Source organism: Polaribacter cellanae (genome assembly GCF_017569185.1).
GTDB classification, from domain to species: domain Bacteria; phylum Bacteroidota; class Bacteroidia; order Flavobacteriales; family Flavobacteriaceae; genus Polaribacter; species Polaribacter cellanae.
Map to the genome: position 1 here is coordinate 1,066,732 of NZ_CP071869.1, position 22,580 is coordinate 1,089,311.

Consider the following 22,580-nt stretch of genomic DNA (forward strand, 5'->3'; position numbering starts at 1 on the left):
AATGATTAATAATTGCTTCTATTGATAGTTTTTAGGCATTTTTCTAACTTTCGTTAATTGCTCAAAAGCATACCCAATTTCTAATAAATTTCTTTCGGAAAAAGGCAAACCAATAAAAGTTAAACTTACAGGTTCTCCAGATTCTTTATATCCCATAGGAACTGTTAATGTTGGGTATTTTGCAACGGCTGCAATGCCTGAATGATAGTTATTTATCGATAAAATGGCATCTAATTTCTCCTTATTTAAAGCTTGTAAATATTTTTGTCCTTCCAAATTTAAGTTTTTCTTTATTTTTTTAAATTCTAATGACATTGTTTTATCATTTACAATTCCTTCAAATAATTGTTGTCCATAAGGAGCTCTTAAAACAGAATCTTTTTTATTGAAGTTTATAATATCATTTACATTCTTTACTTCTATATTTTTGCTGGCATTGTTTTTTAGATATTTTGGTAAATCGTGCTTCATATCGATATTTAACAACGTAACAAAACCATCAAAAGAGATTTCTGGAGGTGTAATCTCGACAATTTCAACACCTACTTTTTTTAGTTTTTCGATTGTTGAATTGTAAATAGAATCGGATAATAATTGTTTTATTACTCCAATTTTTCTGTTTTCAAACTTATTTCTAAATCCGTTTTGAATGTAATCTTCTTCTATTTTTTTTGAAGCAGCATCACTTTTATCAAAACCTCTTAAAGCATTCATAAAAATGGCATTATCAACAACACTTTTTGTCATAGGCCCAGGTGTATCTAATGTTGAAGAAATTGGAACAATTCCTGTTCTACTTAAAACACCAATGGTTGGCTTTAAACCTACTACAGAATTCTGACTTGAAGGCGAAGTTATAGAGCCAGCAGTTTCTGTACCTACTGCTGCAACTGCATAATTTGCTGCGACTGTTACTCCACTTCCTGCAGAACTTCCTCCTGTTTCAAATTTTCCTCTTCCATAAGGGTTTAAGGTTTGTCCACCAATTGCTGAATATCCTAAAGGACAACCATCACAGAAAAAATACGCCCATTCACTTAAATTGGCTTTGCCCAATATAATTGCACCATTTTCTCTTAATTTCTGAACGATAAAAGCATCTTCCGAAGTTTTATTATCTGCCAAAGCAATTGCTCCTGCAGTTGTTTTCATATCTTTTGTGTTGATATTATCTTTTAATAAAATTGGCATTCCATAGATTGATAATTCTGAAACATCAACTTTATTTTTATCCTTTTCTCTAGCTTCCTTTAAAACATTTGGGTTTAAAGCAATAATACTATTTAACGATAATGTTGAATCACTTTCGAATTTTCGAATTCTGTAAAGATAAAAAAGTGTAAGCTTTTCGTAAGATAGTTTTCCTTCTTTTACATTTTTTTGAAGTTGAGGAATGTTTTGTTCTAAAATTAGCGGTTTTAGTGCTTCGTAGTTTTCTTCAGAAAAAGTAGCCAATTCTTTTTGAAATGGTTTAAAAACAACATTCATATCTAAATATTTAGATTGAATTAGTTTAAACTTCATTCGTTCACTTTTGTTTTCTTGCGATTGTGCTAAAGCTTTTGTTTCGTCATATTTTTTGAAAGCATCTTTAAGAACAACTTCTTTTTTTTGCTGACAACTAACAACGAAAGTTATTAATGTGGTAAGTAGTAGTAATTTTTTCATTATTGAAATATTTTTTTGATATCCAAAGATAAGAAACAAAAAAAACTCCTTTCACAAAATGTAAAAAGAGTTGTAAAATATTTATTAAAAATTATTCCTACTTAAAAAAAGAATCTACAAATTCAATTTTATTGAAGACTTGTAAATCTTCTATTCCTTCTCCTACTCCAATATATTTTACGGGAATTTTAAATTGATCGGAAATTCCTATGACAACACCACCTTTTGCTGTTCCGTCTAATTTTGTAACTGCCAAAGACGTAACTTCTGTAGCCAATGTAAATTGTTTGGCTTGTTCAAATGCGTTTTGTCCAGTTGAGCCGTCTAAAACTAATAAAACATCGTGTGGAGAATCGTCTACCACTTTTTGCATTACACGTTTAATTTTGGTCAGCTCGTTCATTAAATTGACTTTATTATGTAGTCTACCAGCTGTATCTATAATTACGACATCTGCATCTTGATTTACTGCCGATTTTAAGGTATCGAAAGCTACAGAAGCAGGATCTGACCCCATTTCCTGACGAACAATTGGCACACCTGTTCTGTCTGCCCAAACTTGTAATTGATCGATTGCTGCTGCTCTAAAAGTGTCTGCTGCTCCTAAAACTACTTTTAATCCTTGTTTTTTAAATTGAGAAGCCAACTTACCAATAGTTGTTGTTTTGCCAACTCCATTTACGCCAACTACCATTAAAACATAAGGCATTTTCTTTCCTTCAGTATTTTTAGGGATTTTTGGAATTGTAAATTCAGTTTCGTTGCCAACATTTGTTTCCGATAGTAAAGCTGCAATTTCTTCTCTAAGAATTTTATTTAATTCGTCTGTACCAACATATTTATCTCTGGCAACACGTTCTTCGATTCTTGTAATAATTTTAAGTGTGGTGTTTACACCAACATCAGATGCTACTAAAACCTCTTCTAAATTGTCTAAAACATCGTCATCTACTTTAGATTTTCCAGCAACTGCTTTAGAAAGTTTATTAAAGAAATTTGTACTTGTTTTCTCTAAACCTTTGTCTAATGTTTCCTTTTTTTCTTTCGAAAATATTTTTTTAAAAAAACTCATTTTTATATTTTATACTATAAAATCAGTACGTTAAAAAACGTGCCATTTGTTTGGTTTAGTCAAATTGTCACTAAAAATGTCTTTTGTGTTAGGGGTTGAAATGACATCCTTTTTACTTTTTCTGCAAAAAAATATAACCTTTCGACTCCGCTGAAGATAAATTCCAAGCCCAACCTTTTTAGGTAACGCCAAAAATACGTAATTATAAGGCACAAAAAAAACTACTTTCTTAATTTAAGAAAGTAGCTCTGAATATTTTTTGGTAAACGATTACTTTTTAGCTAAAAAGTCGTTTACTGATGCAGGATCCATAATTGCTTCTACAAACATGTAAGCTCCTGTTTTTGGAGATTTTACCATCTTTATAGCTTTACTTAATCTTTTTGATCCTGTTTGTAACGATGCTACTGATTTCTTTGCCATTGTCTAAATGTTTTAATCTATATGCTCTGTCCTGAGTTCTAGATATTTAAATTACTTAATTTCTTTGTGAACTGTCATTTTATTTAAGATAGGATTAAATTTTTTAATCTCCATTCTATCTGGACTGTTCTTTTTGTTCTTAGTTGTAATGTATCTAGAAGTACCTGGTTTTCCAGTTGCTTTGTGCTCTGTACATTCTAAAATTACTTGAACTCTGTTACCTTTTTTTGCCATCTCTTTAGTTTAAAAAGTTTAAAGTTTAAAGTTTAAAGTTTTGCAACTGGAAACTGTAACTGTAAACTGCGACTTAATAATTATTTAGTTAAAAATCCGTTAGCTCTCGCTTCTTTTATAACTGCAGAAATTCCTTTCTTGTTAATATTTTTTAATGCAGAAGCAGATACTTTTAAAGTAATCCATTTATCTTCTTCTGGAATGTAAAAACGCTTGGTCATTAAATTAGCGTCAAACTTTCTTTTGGTTCTATTTAAAGCGTGAGAAACGTTATTCCCAACCATTGCTTTTTTTCCTGTTAATTCACAAACTCTAGACATCTTTTCGACAGTTTTTTAGTGTTATCTCTAAACGAGGTGCAAATCTACAAATAATTACAATATTGAACAAAACAATTTTATGAATTTTTTAATCTTTATTACAAATACTTAAAATAAGTGCTTAATTGTTCTCTTTACTAGGATTTACCTTCTTTAAATTCTCAGAAAAAAGCTTTAAGTTAATTCTTTTTGCAACATTTCTAAGGCTTTGCTTACAGTTCTGTTTATTACTTTTTCTCTTGGTTGCCCAAAACTGAATTCTTCGACGATTTCTTTTTCATCAGAAATTAATGCTATGTAAACAACACCAACACTTTTATCGGTATTATCGGTTGTTGGCCCTGCATTTCCTGTAACAGAAATTACATAATCTGTTTTTAGTTTTTCTTTGGCTCCTTTTGCCATTTCTAAAGCAACTTCTTTACTTACAACTGTGTGTGTTTTTATGATTTCTTCGGAAACTCCTAATAAACTTATTTTTGTTTCTGCTGAATAGGTTACAAAACTTCCTTTATAATAGGCTGATGAACCTGCTACAGAAACCAAGGTAGATGCAATTTTGCCTCCTGTTAAACTTTCTGCTGTTGCAATTGTTTTGTTTTTGGATTTTAACAAAACTCCTATTCTTTTTTCCAAAGAAGCATCATCATCTAAACCTGTAATTATTTCTGGAATGAGTTGGTAAACCTCATTTACTTTTGCATTTAGTTCTTTTTCTAAAATTTCTTTATTCACGCCAAAGGCGGATAATCGCAAACGAACTTTCCCAAATGAGGGCAAATATGCCAATTTTATATAAGTTGGTAAATTATTTTCGAAATCTTCTATTCTTTCTGCGATGGTGCTTTCTCCTTGTCCATACGTCATAATTGTTTTATGAAGTATAAATGGTAGTTTAAATTGTTTTTGAATTCTTGGCAACACTTCATTCGTAATTAACCCTTTCATTTCATACGGAACACCTGGAAGTGATACAAAAACAGTCTTATTTTCGAAAAACCACATACCTGGAGCTGTACCAAAATTGTTTTTTAATAAGATTGCTTTGGAAGGCAATTGTGCTTGTGTTCGTTGAATTTCTTTAAATGGATGATTTATTTTTTTGAACAATCCTTTAATATGTGTTATAACTTCTGGATATTCTACAATTTTATCGTCATTAAAAAATTTAGCTATTGTTTTCTTGGTAATATCATCTTTTGTGGGGCCTAAACCTCCTGTAATAATTACAATATCTGCTCTTTCTTGCGCTTCCTTAAAAGCATTTAAAATATGTTGCTCTTCATCTTGAATGGAAGTAATTTGATATACAGAAACACCTATTTTATTTAATTGTTGACCAATCCATTGTGAATTTGTATCTACAATTTGTCCGATTAAAATCTCGTCTCCAATCGTTATTATTTCTGCTTTCATTTACTTTCCTATTTTTTCTATCTCTTTTTTATCAATTTTCTTTTTACGGCTCCAAAAAATACTTAAAAGCTGAAAACTTACTAATATAAATACAAACCCTATAACAAAGGATTTGAAGCTTATAAAAATCAATGAAGTTTCATTTATTTCTTCAACGTAAAAAAATCTAACATAAAGAGGGTATATTAGTAGACCTGAAAAATAAATAGCAACTCCTAGAAATCCAAATAACCATTTATTTTTATTATGATTTTCTGCAAGTCTGTAAAAATAAAAACCAACGTAAAATATAAAGATATAGCCTAAAATTTTCATACAAATTTTTACTTGACTGTAATGCGAAATGCTTCCTCACCTGCCAAAATTCCTTTTAAAACATCATTTTCATTTACTTTACCAACTCCTGCTGGTGTTCCTGTAAAAATAATATCTCCTTTTTTTAAAGTAAAATATTGCGAAACATAAGCAATTAACTCATTTGTTTTCCATAGCATTTCCTTTGTGTTTCCATCTTGTACAAGTTCATTATTCTTATATAATTGAAATTTCAAGTTTTCTAAATCGAAATTTTCTTTCGGATAAAACTCCCCCACAATTGCACTTCCGTCAAAGGCTTTTGCTTTTTCCCAAGGCAGGCCTTTTTCTTTGCATTGTTGTTGTATATCTCTTGCTGTAAAATCGATTCCTAAACCAATTTCGTCATAATATTTATGCGCAAACTTGGCATCTATATGTTTGCCTACTTTATTAATTTTTACCAAAACCTCTACTTCATAATGGACATCATTTGAAAAAGGTGGAATAAAAAACGGATTTTTCCTCGGTAAAATAGCAGAATCTGGCTTTAAAAACACAACAGGATGTGCTGGTTTTTCATTTGCCAATTCTTCGATATGCTTTGCGTAATTGCGCCCAATACAAATTATTTTCATAAAAACAGCCCATCCTAACCTTCCCAAAGGCAAGGAACTACAAACTGGGTAATACTGTAGTATTCAAATTTATTATTAAAACAAATTTTATAACTCTTTTTTTCTTAAACAAATTTTTCCTCTTTTGGGAAAAACACTCTTATACTAATTTAATACTCTTTTATTGGAAATGATTTTTTTTTGCAGACTAATTTTCGCAATCGTTTCTTCCCTTTGGGAAGATTAAGATGGGACTAAGGTATCCACTTTTTAAGAAAATTAGGTTTTCTTTTCTCCAAAAATGCATCCCTTCCTTCTTTTGCTTCATCTGTCATATAAGCCAAACGTGTTGCTTCTCCTGCAAAAACTTGTTGACCAACCATTCCATCATCCGTTAAATTCATTGCGAATTTTAGCATTTTTATAGAGGTTGGTGATTTTTCTAAAATTTCTTGTGCCCATTCGTAAGCAGTACTTTCTAATTCAGCATGAGGAATTACAGCATTTACCATTCCCATTTCATACGCTTCTTGAGCTGAATAATTTCTTCCTAAAAAGAAAATTTCTCTTGCCTTTTTTTGTCCCACCATTTTCGCCAAATAAGCAGAACCATAACCCCCATCAAAAGAAGTTACATCTGCATCTGTTTGTTTAAAAATAGCATGTTCTTTACTTGCTAAGGTCAAATCGCAAACTACATGTAAAGAATGGCCTCCACCTACTGCCCAACCTGGAACGACACAAATAACCGCTTTTGGCATAAATCTTATTAAACGTTGTACTTCTAAAATATTTAAACGATGGTATCCATCTTCTCCAACATAACCTTGATGTCCTCTCGCTTTTTGATCTCCTCCAGAACAGAAAGAATATACTCCATCTTTTGTACTTGGTCCTTCAGCAGATAACAAAACCACACCAATAGTTACATCTTCTCCTGCATCATAGAAAGCATCATACAATTCTTTGGTTGTTTTTGGGCGAAAAGCGTTTCTAACATTGGGTCTGTTAAAGGCTATTCTAGCAACACCATTACACTTTTTATAGGTAATATCTTCATATTCTTTAGCTGTTTTCCAATCAGGTTGTATCATATTTTTGTATTTTGGTCGTTCTAAAAGAGAACAAAAATTTATTGCTTACAAAAATAAACATTCTAAATGATGATTAAGAAATCGCTTTCATTAATATTTTTACTTTTTTCCATTTGTGTTTTTTCACAAAAAATTATCAAAAAAACAATTGTATCGGATTTTGTAGATTCGAAAAGAACCATAAGAATATACTTGCCTGAAGGTTATGACGAAACGAAGGAAAAAAATTATCCTCTGGCCATTGTTTTAGATGCAGAATATTTATTTGATACTTATGTAGGAAACGCTGTTTTATTTGCTTCAAAAGATAAAGCTCCTAAACAAATTGTTGTGGGAATTGAAATGGAAAAAACTCGAAAGATTGATACTTACTTCAATTTAAACAGTGAAAAATTAACGACAAATAATGAAAAATTTTATCAATTTATAAAAAATGAGGTCATTTTTGATATTGAAAGTAATTATAAAACCTCTCCTTTTATTTCTATTATTGGAGAAGGAACTTCTGCTAATTTAATTACAAATTTCTTAAGGGAAAATAAGCCTTTTATAAATTCTTACATTTGTATTAATCCTACTTTTTCTGACTTTATTGAGAACCAACTGCAATCTTTTAGCTTAGAAAGATATCAAAATGAAGATAACACCTTCTATTTTTACACAAATAACTCCAACTCTTTTTCCGACGCTAAACAATTAAAAATAAGAGAAGTACAAAACGCTTTAACAGGTTTAGAAATTAAAAACTTTAATGTAATAAACGACAACATAAATACTGCCAGCAGTGTTTCTGCAATTTCTGAAGCAATTCCTAGAGCTTTAAATAAAACTTTCGAAATTTATTCTGCCATCTCCAAAGAGGAGTTTGACACAAAAGTAAAAGACCTCTCTCCTATTGATGCAATCGCCTATTTAGAAAACAAATACTTGGAAATCGAATACCTCTTTGGAAGTAACTTAGGTATTAGAGAAAGAGATATTTATGCTGTTGAAAAAATAGTTATTGAAAAAGAAAATGGAGATCAACTATTAAATTTTGGTAAAATGATTCTAAAATTATTTCCTACTTCACCTTTAGGAGATTATTATTTAGGTAGATATTACGAAAAAGGAAACGATATTAGAAAAGCTTTAAAATATTATAAAATTGGGTATGGAAAGATGGATCCTTCCGATCCTAATGCAGATGCTTTTTATGAAAACATCTTAAGAATTGGAGGTAGATAATTAGCTTTTTTTCGAAGGAATTCTCCAGGTAAATCCTGTTCCTACAAACAAACTATTATTATATCCTATAAGTGTATCTATCTGAAAATTGTTATTTAGAAGATAATAGACACCAGAATCGAAATTCAACTGAAAACTATTTAAAAAGTTTCCAAAAGGTTCTAGAAAAACCCCCATTTTCGAATTTATTACATAAGATAAGTTAAATACATAAATTCCGTTATTAAAGCTAAAATCATTATCGAAATTAATCCCTAAATTAATGGTATAAGAAAGTTTATCGGATAAAGAACTTCCTAAAATATAGGTTAATTGAGAATTTTGAATTGTCGTTCCAAAATCGTGAGAAAACTGTAAAGTGGAAGCGTATTTACTATTAACTTCAGACAGATTATACCTTGCTCCAATGGAAAAAGAAGCGATATCGTTAGCAAATTTATTTCCTGATAAAATAATACCTGAGTTTAACTCAAACTTTTCTGAAAGTCCATATCTAAAATAAGAATTTGGAAAGAACTCGGAATTATTGTTAAAAAAATCGATTCCAGCTTGAATTTGAAAAACGTTTTTACCAACTGTATTTACAGACAAAGCTTGTCCTGGTCTATCTGAAGATAAAGTTTCTGTAAATTGAGCATTTACAACTGTTGCACTAAAAATTAATATATATAGTAAAAAATTTTTCATCTCTTTGCTATTTTACCAATTCAATTCTATCTTCTTTTATTACGATTAGTTTTTGCTTGTATAAATTACCAACCGCTTTTTTAAAGGCTTTTTTACTCATTTTCATATGAAAACGAATAGCATCTGGCGAACTTTTATCTGTTAACATTAAAAAACCTTCTCTGCTGTCTTTTAGTTTTGTTATGACTTTATCAACATCTGAATCTATGACATTTCTAAAACCTTGTGGACGTAAAGAAACATCTATTTTACCATCTTCTCTAATATTTTTTATATAGCCAGTAACTTCCATATTTTCTTCCAATTCTTGGAAAACCTCACTTCTAAAAAGCAAACCATCAAATTCATCGTTAATTAAAACAGTATAACCTAAACCTGTTTCTGTTTCAATAACTAAATTTACCTTATCTCCCTCTTTAAAATTATAATCATGTTCTTGAAAATCATTTTCATTTTCGTGTGAATTATTTTCTTCTTCGTGTAAACTCATTATTTTATATATTTAAAGTATTCTTTTAAAACTAAATCATTTTCTTTACTTGGCGTACAAATTTCTAATATTTTTGGTTTTTCTGATGTTTCAAAAAAACCTTGTAATCTTTTTTCTGTACTTTCTTTTGAATGCGCTTTTACATAATCGAAATTATACATTTTAGCCAAATATTCCGCTGTTAAATTATGCGGAGTTTCAAAATATAGATGCGCATTTGTAGTTCTTGGGCCGGGAATTATTTTAAAAATTCCACCACCAGAGTTGTTAATTAAAATAATTCTAAAATTCTTTGGAATATAATTATTCCAAAGTGCATTAGAATCGTAGAAAAAACTTAAATCTCCAGTTATAAAAATAGTTTGTTTTTCACTTGCAAAAGCAGCTCCAATAGCTGTAGACGTACTTCCATCTATTCCACTTGTACCTCTGTTACAAAAAACTGTTAGCGACTTTTTTATCGTAAAAAGTTGTGCATATCTTATAATAGAACTATTGCTTATTTGAAGTTGACAATTCTCTGGAATGCTATTTAAAATTTGCTCGAAAACAGAAAAATCGGAATATTTTATATCTTTAAAATAAGCTGCATGTTTTTTTCTTCTCTCGTCTCTAATTGCTAACCATTTAGGTTGATAATTACTTTTTGGAGATGTAATAAATGTATTAAAATGAGAAAAGAAATCTACTGGTTTTGTTTGAATAAATTCCGACAAACAGAAAAAAGTATTGGTTGCTTTTCTCTCATCGATATTCCAATGATGTTTTGGTGCATAATCTCTTAAAAATCGTTTGACTCTTTTCGAAACAATCATTCCACCAAAAGTAATTAATATATCTGGCTGTAATTCTTTAAACTCAGCATCTTCCATAGAAAAAATTAGTTGGTCTATAGAATTTACAGCTTTGTTATGATGCAAATTCGAAGTTGTTTCTGTAAAAATTAAAACAGAATCATCTCCTGCATACAAATCCATTAAGTTATGAAGTTCTTTATCTGGATAATTTACACCAACAACAATCATTTTCTTTTCTGAGGTGTTCCAAATTTTTGCTAATTTTTTATAATTAATATGAGAATTATCTAAAGTACTCATACTAATATGTGGAAAATGAAATTCTTTTAATTCCGAAACGATTTCATACAAAGGTTCATCAAAAGGGACATTTACATGCACAGGACCTTGTTGCGAAACAGAAATCTGTAATGCTTCTCCAATTAATTGTGCATTTTTGGCTTTAAATTTTGGATTTTCAATCAAATTTGCAGAAAACAAAATATGATTCGCAAACACATTTTCTTGACGAATCGTTTGTCCATCGCCAATATCTATTAAATGTTTTGGCCGGTCTGCAGAAATTATCACTAACGGAATATTACTGTAAAAAGCTTCTGCAATTGCAGGATAATAATTTAACAAAGCAGAGCCAGAAGTGCATAAAACTGCAACTGGTTTTCTTGTTTGTTGTGCAATTCCTAAAGCAAAAAAAGCGGCACAGCGTTCGTCTACAACACTTAATGTTTCTATTTTGGGATGATTCGAAAAACCAACCGTTAAAGGAGCATTTCGTGAACCTGGAGAAATTACAACAGTACCAACATTAAATTGTTTGCATGCAGCAATTACCAATTGAGCTAAAGGTTTCTTTGGATACATTGTTTTAAATCTTTTTTAAGATTTAAAAGTTTTTAGTTGTTGGTTTTTAGCTTATTAGTGAGTACTAAAAACCAACAAATTAAGAACTGTTTATAATTTTGCTATTTACTTCTAAATAAGTTTAGCCCTGATTGAAACGACATCCTTTTTGCTTTTTTTTCAGCAAAAAGATATAGTGGAAAGCAGGAAATAGCTTCTAATAATTAAATTAAAAGTTATGAGTAAGTACTAAAAACCAACTACTAATAACTAAAAACTAATTTTAATTTCCTTTCTTATAGTCTGCCAAAAATTTTGCCAAACCAATATCTGTTAGAGGGTGTTTTAACAAACCTTCAATAGCGCTTAAAGGGCCAGTCATAACATCTGCACCTAATTTTGCGCAATCTATAATATGCATTGTATGACGCACAGAAGCTGCTAAAATTTCAGTTTCGAAACCATAATTATTGTAAATTAAACGAATTTCTGAAATTAGGTTTAAACCATCTGTAGAAATATCGTCTAAACGTCCAATAAATGGCGAAACATACGTTGCACCTGCTTTTGCTGCCAATAAAGCTTGCCCAGCAGAAAATACTAAAGTTACATTCGTTTTAATTCCTTTCGAAGAGAAATATTTACATGCTTTTACTCCGTCTTTTATCATCGGTAATTTTACCACAATTTGCGGATTTAAAGCAGCCAAAGCTTCTCCTTCTTTAACCATACCTTCGAAATCTGTAGAAATTACTTCTGCAGAAACATCTCCATCTACCAACTCGCAAATTTCTTTATAATGGTTAATAATATTTCCTTCGCCAGTAATGCCTTCTTTCGCCATTAAAGACGGATTCGTAGTTACACCATCTAAAATACCTAAAGCTTGCGCCTCTTTAATTTGTTCTAAATTTGCTGTGTCAATAAAAAATTTCATTCGTTTATTTTTAGTTGTATATATTTTTTAATTATTAGGGCGTTCCCTAAAAAGGTCGGGCTTTACGTTGTATCTTTTTTTTATGCAGAACTTGTTTCAGTATCTCAACTATTCAAACAAATTTCTTATGCAAAAGAAACTGTGAACTATTTTATAAAAAAAAGGATGCCACTTCAATCCCTAACGCAGGCCTATTTACCAACAACAAAGATAAGAACAAAAATGATTTTACTTTTAAAAAGGTAATTGATTTATTAGTAGTTTATAAACAATATAGAAAATAGAAACTAATTTTTTGTAAATAATTTGTCATTTCGAATGAAACGTAGTGAAATTGAGAAATCTTTACTTTGTTAAGATTTCTCCATAAAGTCGAAATGACATTCGTTTGTCATTTCGAAAAAAACACTTCAGCAACAAATCTAACGCAACAAGACCTCACAGGTTTTAAAAACCTCGTATGTTTGTGTTTGATTAAATTGAAGAATAAAAATACATAAAGTTCATTGAAAAAAGGATAAAAATGTTTTGTTTTGATACTTAAACAAACAAAGAACTAGGTAAGTGCAAGAAACAAACCTTGATAATGCATTTGCATATATCGTCTTTCAGAATATCCTCTTACCTAGCTTTCTTTCTTTAGAACCTGAACAGTATTTTAGGAATAATTTCAATAATTATATCCAGTATTATTACGAGGTTAGGCTGTGGGAAGAATTCTTTGTAAATCTAACAAAATGGACAAAGTAATTAAACAAGTAGTAGGCATTGATGTTTCTTGTAAGAAATTTGATGTATGTTTTCAAGAGCAAACACAAACAGGAAGTTTAAGTATTAAAGGCACACGTAGTTTTAGTAATGATCTAAAAGGCTTTAAAGACTATTTAATATGGTTTTCTAAACGTAAAAAGGAAGTTTATTTAGTTCATATTATGGAGGCTACAGGTGTTTATCATGAGAATTTATGTTATTTCTTATTTGAACAGCAAGAAAAAGTAAGTGTACAATTAGCACAAAAGATAAAATATTTTGGAAAAAGTTTACATCAAAAAACAAAAACAGATAAAGCTGATGCTAAATTAATCGCTCTTTTTGGGTTTTCATTTTCAGTAGCATTATGGGAACCAATTAGTGAACATTTTCAAGCCATAAAAGACTTGTGTAGAATGTTATCACAATTAAAAAAATCTAAATCTGCAACACAATCTCAATTGCATGCGTTTGAGAGTAAACACGGTGTTTTGGAAGAAGTGCTTACAATTATGAATAAGCTATTGGTTCAGCAAGAAGATAGTATAAATGAGTGTGAAAAAGAAATAAAATTATGGGTCTCAAAAGACAAAGATTTAGAAGAAAAAATTAATAGAATAACAGCAATTAAAGGCATTCAAATGCTTACTGTTGTTAAATTATTAGCAGAAACAGATGGTTTTAGAAAATGTAGTAGTATTCGTAAATTAGTCAGTTATGCTGGTTTAGATGTTGTAGAAAATCAATCTGGAACTAAATCAGGGCGAACTAGAATTTCAAAAAAAGGGAACTCGCATATAAGAGAAGCGTTGTATATGCCAGCACTTTGTGCTTCTAGATTTGATCAGAGAATGAAAACTTTCTATAAAAGATTAAATGAAAAACAAAATACTAAAAAACAAGGAGTTATTGCTGTGATGAGAAAACTATTAATTGTAATTTATACCTTATGGAAAAATGAGCAACAGTATAATCCAGAATATCAATGGAAATAAAAAAGGGCGAAATGAATCGCCCACAGGATAATCATAAAATTGATTTCCTAAATGAAATATAAAAATAGAAAATTAATATAAATAAATTAGGATTTTAACACAGTATCTGTGAGGTTTAGAAATAGTATTTATAACTTATAATGATTCATTAACAACTTCTCGAACCAAGTATCTGGTAAAATTCGTTTCAAAACAATCGAGAATTTCTCTAAAAACCCACCCACTTTATAATGTATTTTCGGATTTTTAGTATTGATGATTTTAAAGACTTTTTCAGCCATTTCAATTGGGTTTTTCCCAGTGTTTACATGAGCATCCATCAAATCTAAATTGGCTTTGTAGTTTTCTTTGTACACGGAATCGTCGAAAAGTGGTGTGTGGTACCTTCTGGAAATAATATCTGTCGCAAAATCTCCTGGAGCCACATTTACCAAATCTATTCCATATCTTTTTACTTCCATTCTTATGGCTTCTGTTACCAGTTCTAAAGCTCCTTTAGATGATGAGTAAATTCCTCTAAAAGGCAACCCCATATAACCAGCAATGGAAGTTGTGTTGATTATAAGTCCACATTTTTGCTCACGCATGTAAGGCAAAACTGTTTTAATAACATCAATTGCTCCAAAAAAGTTGGTGTTAAATGCGTTTCGCATTTCGTCTGTTGGTGTTTCTTCAATTGGTCCAGTAACTCCAATCCCTGCATTATTTACTAAAATATCTATCTTACCTTCAACACTTATAATAGAAGATATTGTGGCTTTAATAGTTTCAACATTTAAAACATCTAAAGCAATTAATTTGAAGTTAAAATCTTCTATATTTTTAGGGTTTCTGCTGGTTCCATAAACAATAAATCCTTTTTCAGATAAAAAAGTAGCAATTGCTTTCCCTATTCCAGAAGAAGCGCCAGTAACTAATACAACTTTAGACATGTTTTGGTTTCAAATTCAATATTTAAAATTCAATATTTGTAGTTGAACTTTAAAGTTTTGCAAATATCTTAAAATATTAATAAAGAAAACGAGAAATTTTATAAGAAGTAATGTTTTATAAGCAAAGTCTCTATACAGTTTGTCATCTTTAAAGAATCCTACGATTTGCTGCTCACTCGTGTGTGAGGCACTTTCAGCGTGACAACCTAAAAAATAAAAAAAAATAATCTAAATTTAGGGTACAAAAAATGGCAAGCTATCTACATCACACTGCTACAACCTAATACCTTTGCTGTGTTCCCACCCTGGAGGATTCAAAGGGAGCTAGTTGTGTAGGACTTGCCACTGCAAATTTACAATAGATTTTTATTTTAACAATTAAAAAATCTTAAAAATTTTGTAACATTTTTAAATGTTTGAATACTAATTAATTGTTGCAATAGTTTTTAGAAAAAAACTAAAAACAGAATACTATTTCGACGAAATGAATATATTTGTATAACTAACTAAATCAGTAAAAAAATGGAAAATCAAGCAAGTAGTAAAAGTATTATTTTAAATTATGGATTAACACTTGGTATTATAAGTGTTGTAATTAACTTAATTGTATATGCAATGGGTATGCATTTAGACCCACATTGGTCAGTTGCTTTAATATCTGGAATTTTATTTATTGTTTTTATCATATTTGGTATAAAAAAGTTTAAAGAAACCAATGGTGGATTTATGTCTTGGGGTCAAGGTGTAAAAGTTGGTGTAGGTGTAGCGATAATAGCAGCACTTATTGGTGTAATTTACAATTACATTTTTATGAATTTTATTGAACCAGAATTTATGAATCAAGTTATGGAAGTTCAAAATCAAAAACTAATGGATCAAGGTATGACTCAAGAACAAATTGAGAATGCAAATGAAATGGGAAAAGCATTTAGAGGACCTGGAATGATGGCTGCAATGGGAATTATTGGAAGTGCTATTGGTGGTTTTGTAGTTGCAGCAATCGCAGCAGCAATCATGAAAAAATCTGAAGAAGAAACATACTAAATCTTAAAGTTCGTTGTTCCATATCTAATAAAATAGTAACTTTGAACATTCAAATTTAGAACTCTGAACCTTATATATGGAAATTTCGGTAGTAATACCACTTCTTAACGAAGAAGAATCTTTACAAGAATTACACGATTGGATTGCAAAAGTTATGCAATCCAATCGTTATTTATATGAAATTATTTTTATTGACGATGGTAGTACAGATACTTCTTGGAAAGTAATCGAAAAACTATCTAAAAAACACGACTCTGTAAAAGGAATTCGTTTTCAAAAAAACTATGGTAAATCGCAGGCTTTAGATGCAGGTTTCGAACTTGCACAAGGAGATGTTGTCATAACAATGGATGCAGATTTGCAAGACAATCCAGAAGAAATTCCAGAATTATACGACCTGATTGTAAAAGAAGATTTCGATCTTATTTCTGGTTGGAAAAAGAAACGTTACGATAATGTAATTACCAAAAATATTCCTTCAAAATTATTTAATGCGGCTGCAAGAAAAACTTCAGGCTTAAAATTACACGATTTTAATTGCGGTTTAAAAGCTTACAAAAACGAAGTAATTAAAACCGTAAAAGTAAGTGGAGAAATGCACAGATACATTCCTGTTTTGGCAAAAAACGAAGGTTTTACAAAAATCGGCGAAAAAGTGGTGCAACACCAAGCTAGAAAATATGGTGTTACAAAGTTTGGTATGGATCGATTTGTAAATGGTTTTCTCGATTTAATTACCATTTCTTTTTTATCGAAATTCGGAAAAAGGCCCATGCACTTTTTTGGACTTTGGGGAACTTTTATGTTCTTATTCGGAACCACAAGCGCGTTTTATATTGGTGTTTTAAAGTTATACAAACTCTACAATGGTATTAAAACTATTTTAGTAACTGACAATCCCTGGTTTTACATTGCTCTTACTTCTATGATTTTGGGAACTTTATTATTTTTAGCAGGTTTTATTGGCGAATTAATAATAAAGACCAAAAGCAACGAAAAACACTATTCAATAAAGGAAAAACTCAATTTCTAAAATGTATATTTGTATTTTATTCATAAAAATTAACTAAAATGAACGAAATCTTAGATAAAGCAAAAAAGTGGCTCTCTCCTACTTTCGATATTGAAACACAACAAGAAATTCAGCAATTGGTAAGTTCAAATTCTTCAGATTTGGCAGACAGATTTTATAAAGACATGGAGTTTGGAACTGGTGGAATGCGTGGAATTATGGGAGCAGGAACTAACAGAATAAATAAATATACATTAGGAAGAGCAACACAAGGTTTATCTAATTATTTAAATAAAAACGTACAAAACGAACAATTAAAAGTTGCAATCGCGTACGATTGCAGGCATAACAGCAAAAAGTTCGCAAAAATTGTTGCAGATGTTTTATCAGCAAACAATATGAAAGTATTTTTATTTGAAGATTTAAGACCCACACCAGAATTATCTTTTGCTGTACGTCATTTAGGCTGTGATGCAGGTATTGTATTAACAGCCTCTCACAACCCGCCAGAATACAATGGTTACAAAGTGTATTGGGCAGATGGTGGGCAAATTGTGCCTCCACATGATAGTGGAATTATTAATGAAGTAAATTCTTTAGATTTTTCGGAAATTAAATTCGAAGCAAATGAAAATTTAATAGAAATTATTGGTAAACAAGTAGATGATGCTTTTATTGAAGGTTCTGTAAAAAACGGAAAACTTTTTGATAAAATAAATCGTAACAATTTAAAAATAGTTTTTACTTCTTTACATGGAACTTCGATTGTTTCTGTGCCAGATGCTTTACAAAAAGCAGGTTATACAGATGTACATATTGTTGAAAAACAAAGAGAACCAAATGGAGATTTCCCAACTGTAAAATCGCCAAATCCAGAAGAGCCAGAAGCTTTAAAAATGGCAACTGACTTAGCCAATAAAATTGATGCAGATATTGTGATTGGTACAGACCCAGATTGTGATAGATTGGGAGTCGCTGTTAGAGATACAAATGGAAATATGAAATTGATGAATGGAAACCAAACCATGGTTGTTATGACGGAGTTTCTATTAAGAAAATGGAAAGAAGAAGGCAAAATTAATGGAAACCAGTTTGTAGGTTCTACCATTGTTTCTACAGAATTAGTAAATGATGTTGCTACCAATTATGGTGTAGAAACCAAAGTTTGCTTAACTGGTTTTAAATGGATTGCAAAATTAATTAGAGATGCATCTAATTTAGATTTTATTGGTGGTGGAGAAGAGAGTTTTGGATATATGGTAGGCGATTTTGTAAGAGATAAAGATGCAGTAACTGCAACACTTTTAGCTTGTGAAGTTGCGGCTCTAGCAAAACAAAATGGAAGTTCTTTTTATGAAGAATTATTAGCAATTTATGTTCGAAATAATTTTTACAAAGAGCATTTAATTTCTATTACCAAAAAGGGCATGGATGGCGCTACAGAAATAAAGCAAATGTTAAGCGATATGAGAAATAACCCTTTAACTGAAATAGATGGAGAAAAAATAGAAACGCTTACAGATTACGATGCTTCTATTCAAAAAAACTTACTTACGGGTAAAGAAACAACAATCGATTTACCAAAGTCGAATGTTTTAATTTATCAAACAGAAAAAGGAACTAGAGTTGCTGCAAGACCAAGTGGAACTGAGCCTAAAATTAAATTTTATTTCAGTGTAAATGCTCCTTTAGATGTAAAAGAAAATGCAGGTAAGATAGAAACTGCATTGGATGCTAAAATTCAACGTATTATTAAAGAAATGAAGCTAAATTAATGGGCTACTTTAAGGACATTTTAAAATATGAGAAAAAGTACAGGAAATTTACGGTTTTAAACATTGTATTTAACATTCTGTATGCTATTTTTAATGTGCTTTCTGTTTTAGCTTTTATTCCTGTTTTAGGAATTCTTTTTGGGACGGATAAAAAAGTAACCAGCAAACCTACTTACGAGGGAATTACTAAAATAGGTTCGTTTTTAAAAGAGAATTTCTATCATTTTATTTCTCAAAAAATTGAAACGAATGGAGAAATAAATACACTTTTTTTTATCTGTCTATTAGCATTGTCTTTGTTTTTTCTTAAAAATTTATTTCGCTATTTAGCTTCTTATGTAATTACATTTTTACGAACTGGAGTTGTAAAAGATTTACGTGATAAATTATATCGTAAAATTATAGAATTGCCTATTGCTTATTTTTCAGAAAAAAGAAAAGGAGATATTATTGCACGAATGACTTCTGATGTGCAAGAAGTAGAAAACTCTATTTTAACTTCTATTGAAGTAATGGTAAGAGAACCATTAACAGTGGTAATTTCTATAAGCATTATGTTGTTTATGAGTATAAAATTAACACTCTTTGTATTTGTTTTATTACCAGTTTCTGGTTTTATAATTTCTTCTATCAGTAAAAAATTAAAAGCTAGCTCTGTTAAAGCTCAAAAAGAGACTGGAAATTTTTTATCATTTATTGAAGAAACCCTAACTGGTTTAAGAATTATTAAAGGATTTAATGCAGAAAATGTAATTGAGAAGAAATTCAATAATTCTACAAGTAGTTTTAAGCAACTAATGACAAGTGTTTTCCACAGACAATCTTTAGCTTCTCCAATGAGTGAATTTTTAGGGTCTGCAACTATAATTGCCATTCTTTGGTATGGAGGAACAGAAGTTTTATCTAAAACAAGCGCCTTACAACCAGATGAATTTATGGGATATATTGTGTTGTTTTACACTGTTTTAAACCCTATTAAATTAATTACTACCACTTTTTACAATATCCAAAAAGGAGAAGCTTCTGCAGAAAGAATTATGCAAGTTTTAAATACAGAAAACAGTATAAAAGACAAACCAAATGCCATTGTAAAACAAAATTTTACAGATAAAATTGAGTTTAAAAATATTTCTTTTAAATACAAAAACGATTATGTTTTAAGAGATTTCTCTTTAACGATTAATAAAGGAGAAACTGTTGCTTTGGTTGGGCAATCTGGAAGTGGAAAATCTACTTTAGCCAATTTAATTACCCGTTTTTACGATGTAAACAAAGGAGACGTTTTTATCGATGGCGAAAACATAAAAAATATTACTAAAAAATCGTTGCGTGATTTAATGGGAATTGTTTCTCAAGATTCAATTTTATTTAACGATACCATTGAAAACAATATTAAATTAGGTGCACAAAATGCCACTGAAGAACACATTTTAGAAGCTGCTAAAATTGCAAATGCCTACGAGTTTATAAAAGAGTTACCAGAACAATTCAACAATAACATTGGAGATAGTGGAAATACTATTTCTGGCGGACAAAAACAACGTTTATCCATTGCAAGAGCGGTTTTAAAAAACCCACCAATTATGATTTTAGACGAAGCCACCTCTGCCTTAGATACAGAATCTGAACAATTGGTACAAGTTGCTTTAGAAAAAATGATGCAAAACAGAACTTCGTTAGTGATTGCTCACAGATTATCTACCATCCAAAAAGCAGATAAAATTGTGGTACTAAAAAAAGGAAAAATTGTAGAACAAGGTAAACATGAAGAGTTACTTGTCAAAAAAGGTGAATATTTTAAATTGGTTACCATGCAAAGTTTAAGCTAAATAATTATGAAGAAAAATTTATTTTTAAAAGAATTTAGTAATCTTTTGTTTTTTTGGTTTATTGGGGTATTTTTTTTCTTTGTCTTTAGATTAACTTTTATCTTAATTTATAGTTCAGATATTCAAAACCCTTTACTCATTTCAGACTATATAAATTCTTTTTTTATGGGGTTTCGGTTTGATATTACTGCAATATCTTATTTTTTAATAATTCCTTTTTTGTGTTTATATATTTTACTTCCTTTTTTTAAAGGTCGATTTACAAAAAATATTAGAATTATTTTTCAGTATTTATTTATAATTTTGTCTGTTATTTTTTCAGTAGTAACCATTAACTATTACAAAGAATATAAAGACCAGTTTAACCATTTTCTTTTTATGGGGTTATATGATGATAAAAAAGCTGTTTTTGAATCGATTTTATCTGACTTTAATCCAATTTTTAATAGTTTTATTATAATTACCCTAATTTTTATATTTTTAAAAATCTTCACCTTTTATGAAAATAGCAATAAGATTTATAATTTTCTAAATAAATTTAATTTTAAATATAAAAATATTACATATAAAATTTTAGCTTTAGTTCTATTTATTGGAAGCATTAGAGGTTCCTATACAAAGTATCCTGTAAGGCGTTTTTATGCAGCAGTTTCTCCTGATAATTTTATAAACAAAACAATAACAAACCCTTTTGTATCTCTAAATAACGCTATTTCAGATTATAATGAAATAAATAAATCTTATGATAAAAATCCTTTTGGAGAGATACCTTTAAGTATTCAAAATAATTTCTCTCCAATTAATAATCTCTTAAAAAAAGAAACAATTAATAATTCAATTTTAATTGAAAAACCAGAACAAGTTTTTTTAGTGGTAATGGAAAGTTATGATTCTTGGCCTTTAATGAAAAAGTACAGAAATTTAAAATTAAGTTCAGAATTAACAAATATTGAAAATAAAGCCATAAGTTTTAAGAACTTTACTCCTGCAGCTTCTACAACAATGAATTCTTTTGGTACAATTGTAACAAGTGTGCCTTATTGTGGAATAAATATCAGTAAAATTGGTGCTTTAAGAACTTTTCCAACATCAATATTTGAACAATTTAAAAAAATGGGTTATGAAACTAATTTCTTTTACGGAGGTTATTTATCTTGGCAAAATATTGATAATTTTGTAAGAAAACAAGGTGCAGAAAACGTTTATGGTGCTGCAAACTCTAAAGCTTCAAAAGGTATCTGGGGGATTGATGATGAAGCACTTTACAAAATGGTTTTAAATAAAGTAAATAATACAAAAAAATCATTGAATGTAATTCTTACTATGAGTTATCACTCTCCTTACGAAGTAGATATATACAAAAAAGGTTTTTTTTATAAGAAAAAGAGCGATTTACCTTTAGAATTTCAAAAAAAATATAATGAAGAACAAACACCTGTAAAAGCCTTGGGGCACTTATGGTATGCAGACAAAACGTTGGGAGAATTTGTAAAAAAAGCAGAAAAGAAATTTAAGAGTTCTTTATTTTCTTTTACGGGAGATCATTTTGGAAGAAAATTCATCAATAATAAACCTACACTTTATGAATCTTCAACAGTTCCGTTTATAATTTATGGAAAGAACTTAAAAAGTAATTTAGTTGAAACAAAAACCGCTGGAAGCCATAAAGACATAGGTGCAACTTTATATGATTTAGTGTCTCCTGCAAATTTTAAATATTATAGTTTTGGTAATTCCTTAATTAATTCTAAAAAGAACATTGGGTACAGTTACGATAAGGTAAATACACGAGATGAAATAATAAGTTTTACCAAAACTTATGGAGCGAAAACATATTATATTAATAAGCCTAATAGTTTTAAACATACCAAAAATTATTACAAAAAAGAATTAGATAGTGTAATGTCTTTGGCTTGGCACTACACAGTAAAAGGCGATACCATTAAATAATAATCTCTCGTCTTTTTCATCAGAAATTAGAGGTTGTTATTTGTCATTTCTTTAATTTTACTATTGAAATGGTATTGTTTTTATACTAATTTTAATAACTTAATTTATAACATATATATGTTCAATTTGAAAAAATTATTTAGGAAAAATCCTGAGAATAAAAATTTAAAAATCCAG

21 protein-coding genes and 1 other RNA gene are annotated in these 22,580 nt (G+C 29.7%); 7 read left to right on the top strand and 15 right to left on the bottom strand.

Features of this window, described 5'->3' with window-relative positions:
- Positions 1-18: 18 nt before the first annotated feature.
- The 9 genes from J3359_RS04930 to J3359_RS04970 form a co-directional block, all read right to left on the bottom strand.
- Positions 19-1,668, bottom strand: a complete 1,650-nt coding sequence (locus J3359_RS04930) for an amidase family protein (protein WP_208079630.1) — start codon at positions 1,666-1,668, stop codon at positions 19-21.
- Positions 1,669-1,765: 97 nt separating this feature from the next.
- Positions 1,766-2,740, bottom strand: a complete 975-nt coding sequence (gene ftsY / locus J3359_RS04935; protein ID WP_208079631.1) for a signal recognition particle-docking protein FtsY — start codon at positions 2,738-2,740, stop codon at positions 1,766-1,768.
- A gap of 270 nt (positions 2,741-3,010) precedes the next feature.
- A complete protein-coding gene (locus J3359_RS04940; protein WP_208079632.1) occupies positions 3,011-3,163 on the bottom strand; it encodes a DUF4295 domain-containing protein in 153 nt (50 codons plus the stop codon).
- Positions 3,164-3,214: 51 nt separating this feature from the next.
- Complete coding sequence (gene rpmG / locus J3359_RS04945; RefSeq protein WP_138537223.1) at positions 3,215-3,397, bottom strand: 50S ribosomal protein L33; 183 nt, start codon at positions 3,395-3,397, stop codon at positions 3,215-3,217.
- Between the two features lie 80 nt (positions 3,398-3,477).
- Complete coding sequence (gene rpmB, locus J3359_RS04950) at positions 3,478-3,717, bottom strand: 50S ribosomal protein L28 (RefSeq protein WP_077809621.1); 240 nt, start codon at positions 3,715-3,717, stop codon at positions 3,478-3,480.
- 174 nt (positions 3,718-3,891) lie between these two features.
- Positions 3,892-5,133: a competence/damage-inducible protein A gene (locus J3359_RS04955; RefSeq protein ID WP_208079633.1), complete on the bottom strand. Its 1,242-nt coding sequence runs from the start codon at positions 5,131-5,133 to the stop codon at positions 3,892-3,894.
- Entirely contained in the window at positions 5,134-5,448 is a 315-nt protein-coding gene (locus tag J3359_RS04960) for a hypothetical protein (protein WP_208079634.1), read from the bottom strand.
- Between the two features lie 8 nt (positions 5,449-5,456).
- The gene (locus J3359_RS04965; RefSeq protein WP_208079635.1) at positions 5,457-6,065 is read right to left on the bottom strand and encodes a fumarylacetoacetate hydrolase family protein; all 609 of its coding nucleotides are present in this window, start codon (positions 6,063-6,065) and stop codon (positions 5,457-5,459) included.
- A 233-nt stretch (positions 6,066-6,298) separates the two neighbouring features.
- On the bottom strand, positions 6,299-7,138 hold the full coding sequence (locus tag J3359_RS04970) for a 1,4-dihydroxy-2-naphthoyl-CoA synthase (protein WP_208079636.1): 840 nt from the start codon (positions 7,136-7,138) through the stop codon (positions 6,299-6,301).
- Between the two features lie 66 nt (positions 7,139-7,204).
- Here J3359_RS04970 and J3359_RS04975 point away from each other — a divergent pair, with 66 nt between their 5' ends.
- Positions 7,205-8,365, top strand: a complete 1,161-nt coding sequence (locus J3359_RS04975) for an alpha/beta hydrolase-fold protein (RefSeq protein WP_243765986.1) — start codon at positions 7,205-7,207, stop codon at positions 8,363-8,365.
- Here J3359_RS04975 and J3359_RS04980 read toward each other — a convergent pair whose 3' ends face one another.
- From J3359_RS04980 to fsa, 4 genes are all read right to left on the bottom strand, one after another.
- Complete coding sequence (locus tag J3359_RS04980; protein WP_208079637.1) at positions 8,366-9,052, bottom strand: hypothetical protein; 687 nt, start codon at positions 9,050-9,052, stop codon at positions 8,366-8,368. It abuts the gene before it with no gap.
- Between the two features lie 7 nt (positions 9,053-9,059).
- Positions 9,060-9,542, bottom strand: coding sequence for a S1 RNA-binding domain-containing protein (locus J3359_RS04985; protein WP_243765987.1), 483 nt, complete (start codon positions 9,540-9,542; stop codon positions 9,060-9,062).
- Positions 9,542-11,200 carry a 2-succinyl-5-enolpyruvyl-6-hydroxy-3-cyclohexene-1-carboxylic-acid synthase gene (gene menD / locus J3359_RS04990; RefSeq protein WP_208079638.1) on the bottom strand — a complete coding sequence of 553 codons (1,659 nt, stop codon included), beginning with the start codon at positions 11,198-11,200 and terminating at the stop codon, positions 9,542-9,544. The genes J3359_RS04985 and menD overlap by 1 nt, the downstream gene beginning before the upstream one ends.
- 262 nt (positions 11,201-11,462) lie before the next feature.
- Positions 11,463-12,116 carry a fructose-6-phosphate aldolase gene (gene fsa / locus J3359_RS04995; protein WP_208079639.1) on the bottom strand — a complete coding sequence of 218 codons (654 nt, stop codon included), beginning with the start codon at positions 12,114-12,116 and terminating at the stop codon, positions 11,463-11,465.
- Between the two features lie 737 nt (positions 12,117-12,853).
- Here fsa and J3359_RS05000 point away from each other — a divergent pair.
- On the top strand, positions 12,854-13,861 hold the full coding sequence (locus tag J3359_RS05000; RefSeq protein WP_208076828.1) for an IS110 family RNA-guided transposase: 1,008 nt from the start codon (positions 12,854-12,856) through the stop codon (positions 13,859-13,861).
- A 128-nt stretch (positions 13,862-13,989) separates the two neighbouring features.
- Here the strand turns inward: J3359_RS05000 and J3359_RS05005 are convergent, their stop codons facing one another.
- On the bottom strand, positions 13,990-14,793 hold the full coding sequence (locus J3359_RS05005; protein WP_208079640.1) for an SDR family oxidoreductase: 804 nt from the start codon (positions 14,791-14,793) through the stop codon (positions 13,990-13,992).
- A 246-nt stretch (positions 14,794-15,039) separates the two neighbouring features.
- An RNA gene (ffs, locus tag J3359_RS05010) (signal recognition particle sRNA small type) lies at positions 15,040-15,138 on the bottom strand.
- Between the two features lie 177 nt (positions 15,139-15,315).
- Between ffs and J3359_RS05015 the strand changes: the two genes are divergently transcribed.
- The 5 genes from J3359_RS05015 (at position 15,316) to J3359_RS05035 (ending at position 22,403) form a co-directional block, all read left to right on the top strand.
- Positions 15,316-15,837 carry a DUF4199 domain-containing protein gene (locus tag J3359_RS05015; protein WP_208079641.1) on the top strand — a complete coding sequence of 174 codons (522 nt, stop codon included), beginning with the start codon at positions 15,316-15,318 and terminating at the stop codon, positions 15,835-15,837.
- Positions 15,838-15,913: 76 nt separating this feature from the next.
- Positions 15,914-16,870 carry a glycosyltransferase family 2 protein gene (locus J3359_RS05020; RefSeq protein WP_208079642.1) on the top strand — a complete coding sequence of 319 codons (957 nt, stop codon included), beginning with the start codon at positions 15,914-15,916 and terminating at the stop codon, positions 16,868-16,870.
- 38 nt (positions 16,871-16,908) lie between these two features.
- Complete coding sequence (locus J3359_RS05025) at positions 16,909-18,624, top strand: phospho-sugar mutase (protein WP_208079643.1); 1,716 nt, start codon at positions 16,909-16,911, stop codon at positions 18,622-18,624.
- Complete coding sequence (locus tag J3359_RS05030) at positions 18,624-20,453, top strand: ABC transporter ATP-binding protein (protein ID WP_208079644.1); 1,830 nt, start codon at positions 18,624-18,626, stop codon at positions 20,451-20,453. Before J3359_RS05025 ends, J3359_RS05030 begins: the two co-directional genes overlap by 1 nt.
- A 6-nt stretch (positions 20,454-20,459) precedes the next feature.
- Entirely contained in the window at positions 20,460-22,403 is a 1,944-nt protein-coding gene (locus J3359_RS05035; RefSeq protein ID WP_208079645.1) for an LTA synthase family protein, read from the top strand.
- Positions 22,404-22,580 lie beyond the last annotated feature (177 nt).

Coding starts and splice junctions, on each gene's coding strand:
- J3359_RS04930 (WP_208079630.1), bottom strand. CDS start 1,668: ATGAAAAAATTACTACTACTTACCACATTAATAACTTTCGTTGTTAGT.
- ftsY (WP_208079631.1), bottom strand. CDS start 2,740: ATGAGTTTTTTTAAAAAAATATTTTCGAAAGAAAAAAAGGAAACATTA.
- J3359_RS04940 (WP_208079632.1), bottom strand. CDS start 3,163: ATGGCAAAGAAATCAGTAGCATCGTTACAAACAGGATCAAAAAGATTA.
- rpmG (WP_138537223.1), bottom strand. CDS start 3,397: ATGGCAAAAAAAGGTAACAGAGTTCAAGTAATTTTAGAATGTACAGAG.
- rpmB (WP_077809621.1), bottom strand. CDS start 3,717: ATGTCTAGAGTTTGTGAATTAACAGGAAAAAAAGCAATGGTTGGGAAT.
- J3359_RS04955 (WP_208079633.1), bottom strand. CDS start 5,133: ATGAAAGCAGAAATAATAACGATTGGAGACGAGATTTTAATCGGACAA.
- J3359_RS04960 (WP_208079634.1), bottom strand. CDS start 5,448: ATGAAAATTTTAGGCTATATCTTTATATTTTACGTTGGTTTTTATTTT.
- J3359_RS04965 (WP_208079635.1), bottom strand. CDS start 6,065: ATGAAAATAATTTGTATTGGGCGCAATTACGCAAAGCATATCGAAGAA.
- J3359_RS04970 (WP_208079636.1), bottom strand. CDS start 7,138: ATGATACAACCTGATTGGAAAACAGCTAAAGAATATGAAGATATTACC.
- J3359_RS04975 (WP_243765986.1), top strand. CDS start 7,205: ATGATGATTAAGAAATCGCTTTCATTAATATTTTTACTTTTTTCCATT.
- J3359_RS04980 (WP_208079637.1), bottom strand. CDS start 9,052: ATGAAAAATTTTTTACTATATATATTAATTTTTAGTGCAACAGTTGTA.
- J3359_RS04985 (WP_243765987.1), bottom strand. CDS start 9,542: ATGAGTTTACACGAAGAAGAAAATAATTCACACGAAAATGAAAATGAT.
- menD (WP_208079638.1), bottom strand. CDS start 11,200: ATGTATCCAAAGAAACCTTTAGCTCAATTGGTAATTGCTGCATGCAAA.
- fsa (WP_208079639.1), bottom strand. CDS start 12,116: ATGAAATTTTTTATTGACACAGCAAATTTAGAACAAATTAAAGAGGCG.
- J3359_RS05000 (WP_208076828.1), top strand. CDS start 12,854: ATGGACAAAGTAATTAAACAAGTAGTAGGCATTGATGTTTCTTGTAAG.
- J3359_RS05005 (WP_208079640.1), bottom strand. CDS start 14,793: ATGTCTAAAGTTGTATTAGTTACTGGCGCTTCTTCTGGAATAGGGAAA.
- J3359_RS05015 (WP_208079641.1), top strand. CDS start 15,316: ATGGAAAATCAAGCAAGTAGTAAAAGTATTATTTTAAATTATGGATTA.
- J3359_RS05020 (WP_208079642.1), top strand. CDS start 15,914: ATGGAAATTTCGGTAGTAATACCACTTCTTAACGAAGAAGAATCTTTA.
- J3359_RS05025 (WP_208079643.1), top strand. CDS start 16,909: ATGAACGAAATCTTAGATAAAGCAAAAAAGTGGCTCTCTCCTACTTTC.
- J3359_RS05030 (WP_208079644.1), top strand. CDS start 18,624: ATGGGCTACTTTAAGGACATTTTAAAATATGAGAAAAAGTACAGGAAA.
- J3359_RS05035 (WP_208079645.1), top strand. CDS start 20,460: ATGAAGAAAAATTTATTTTTAAAAGAATTTAGTAATCTTTTGTTTTTT.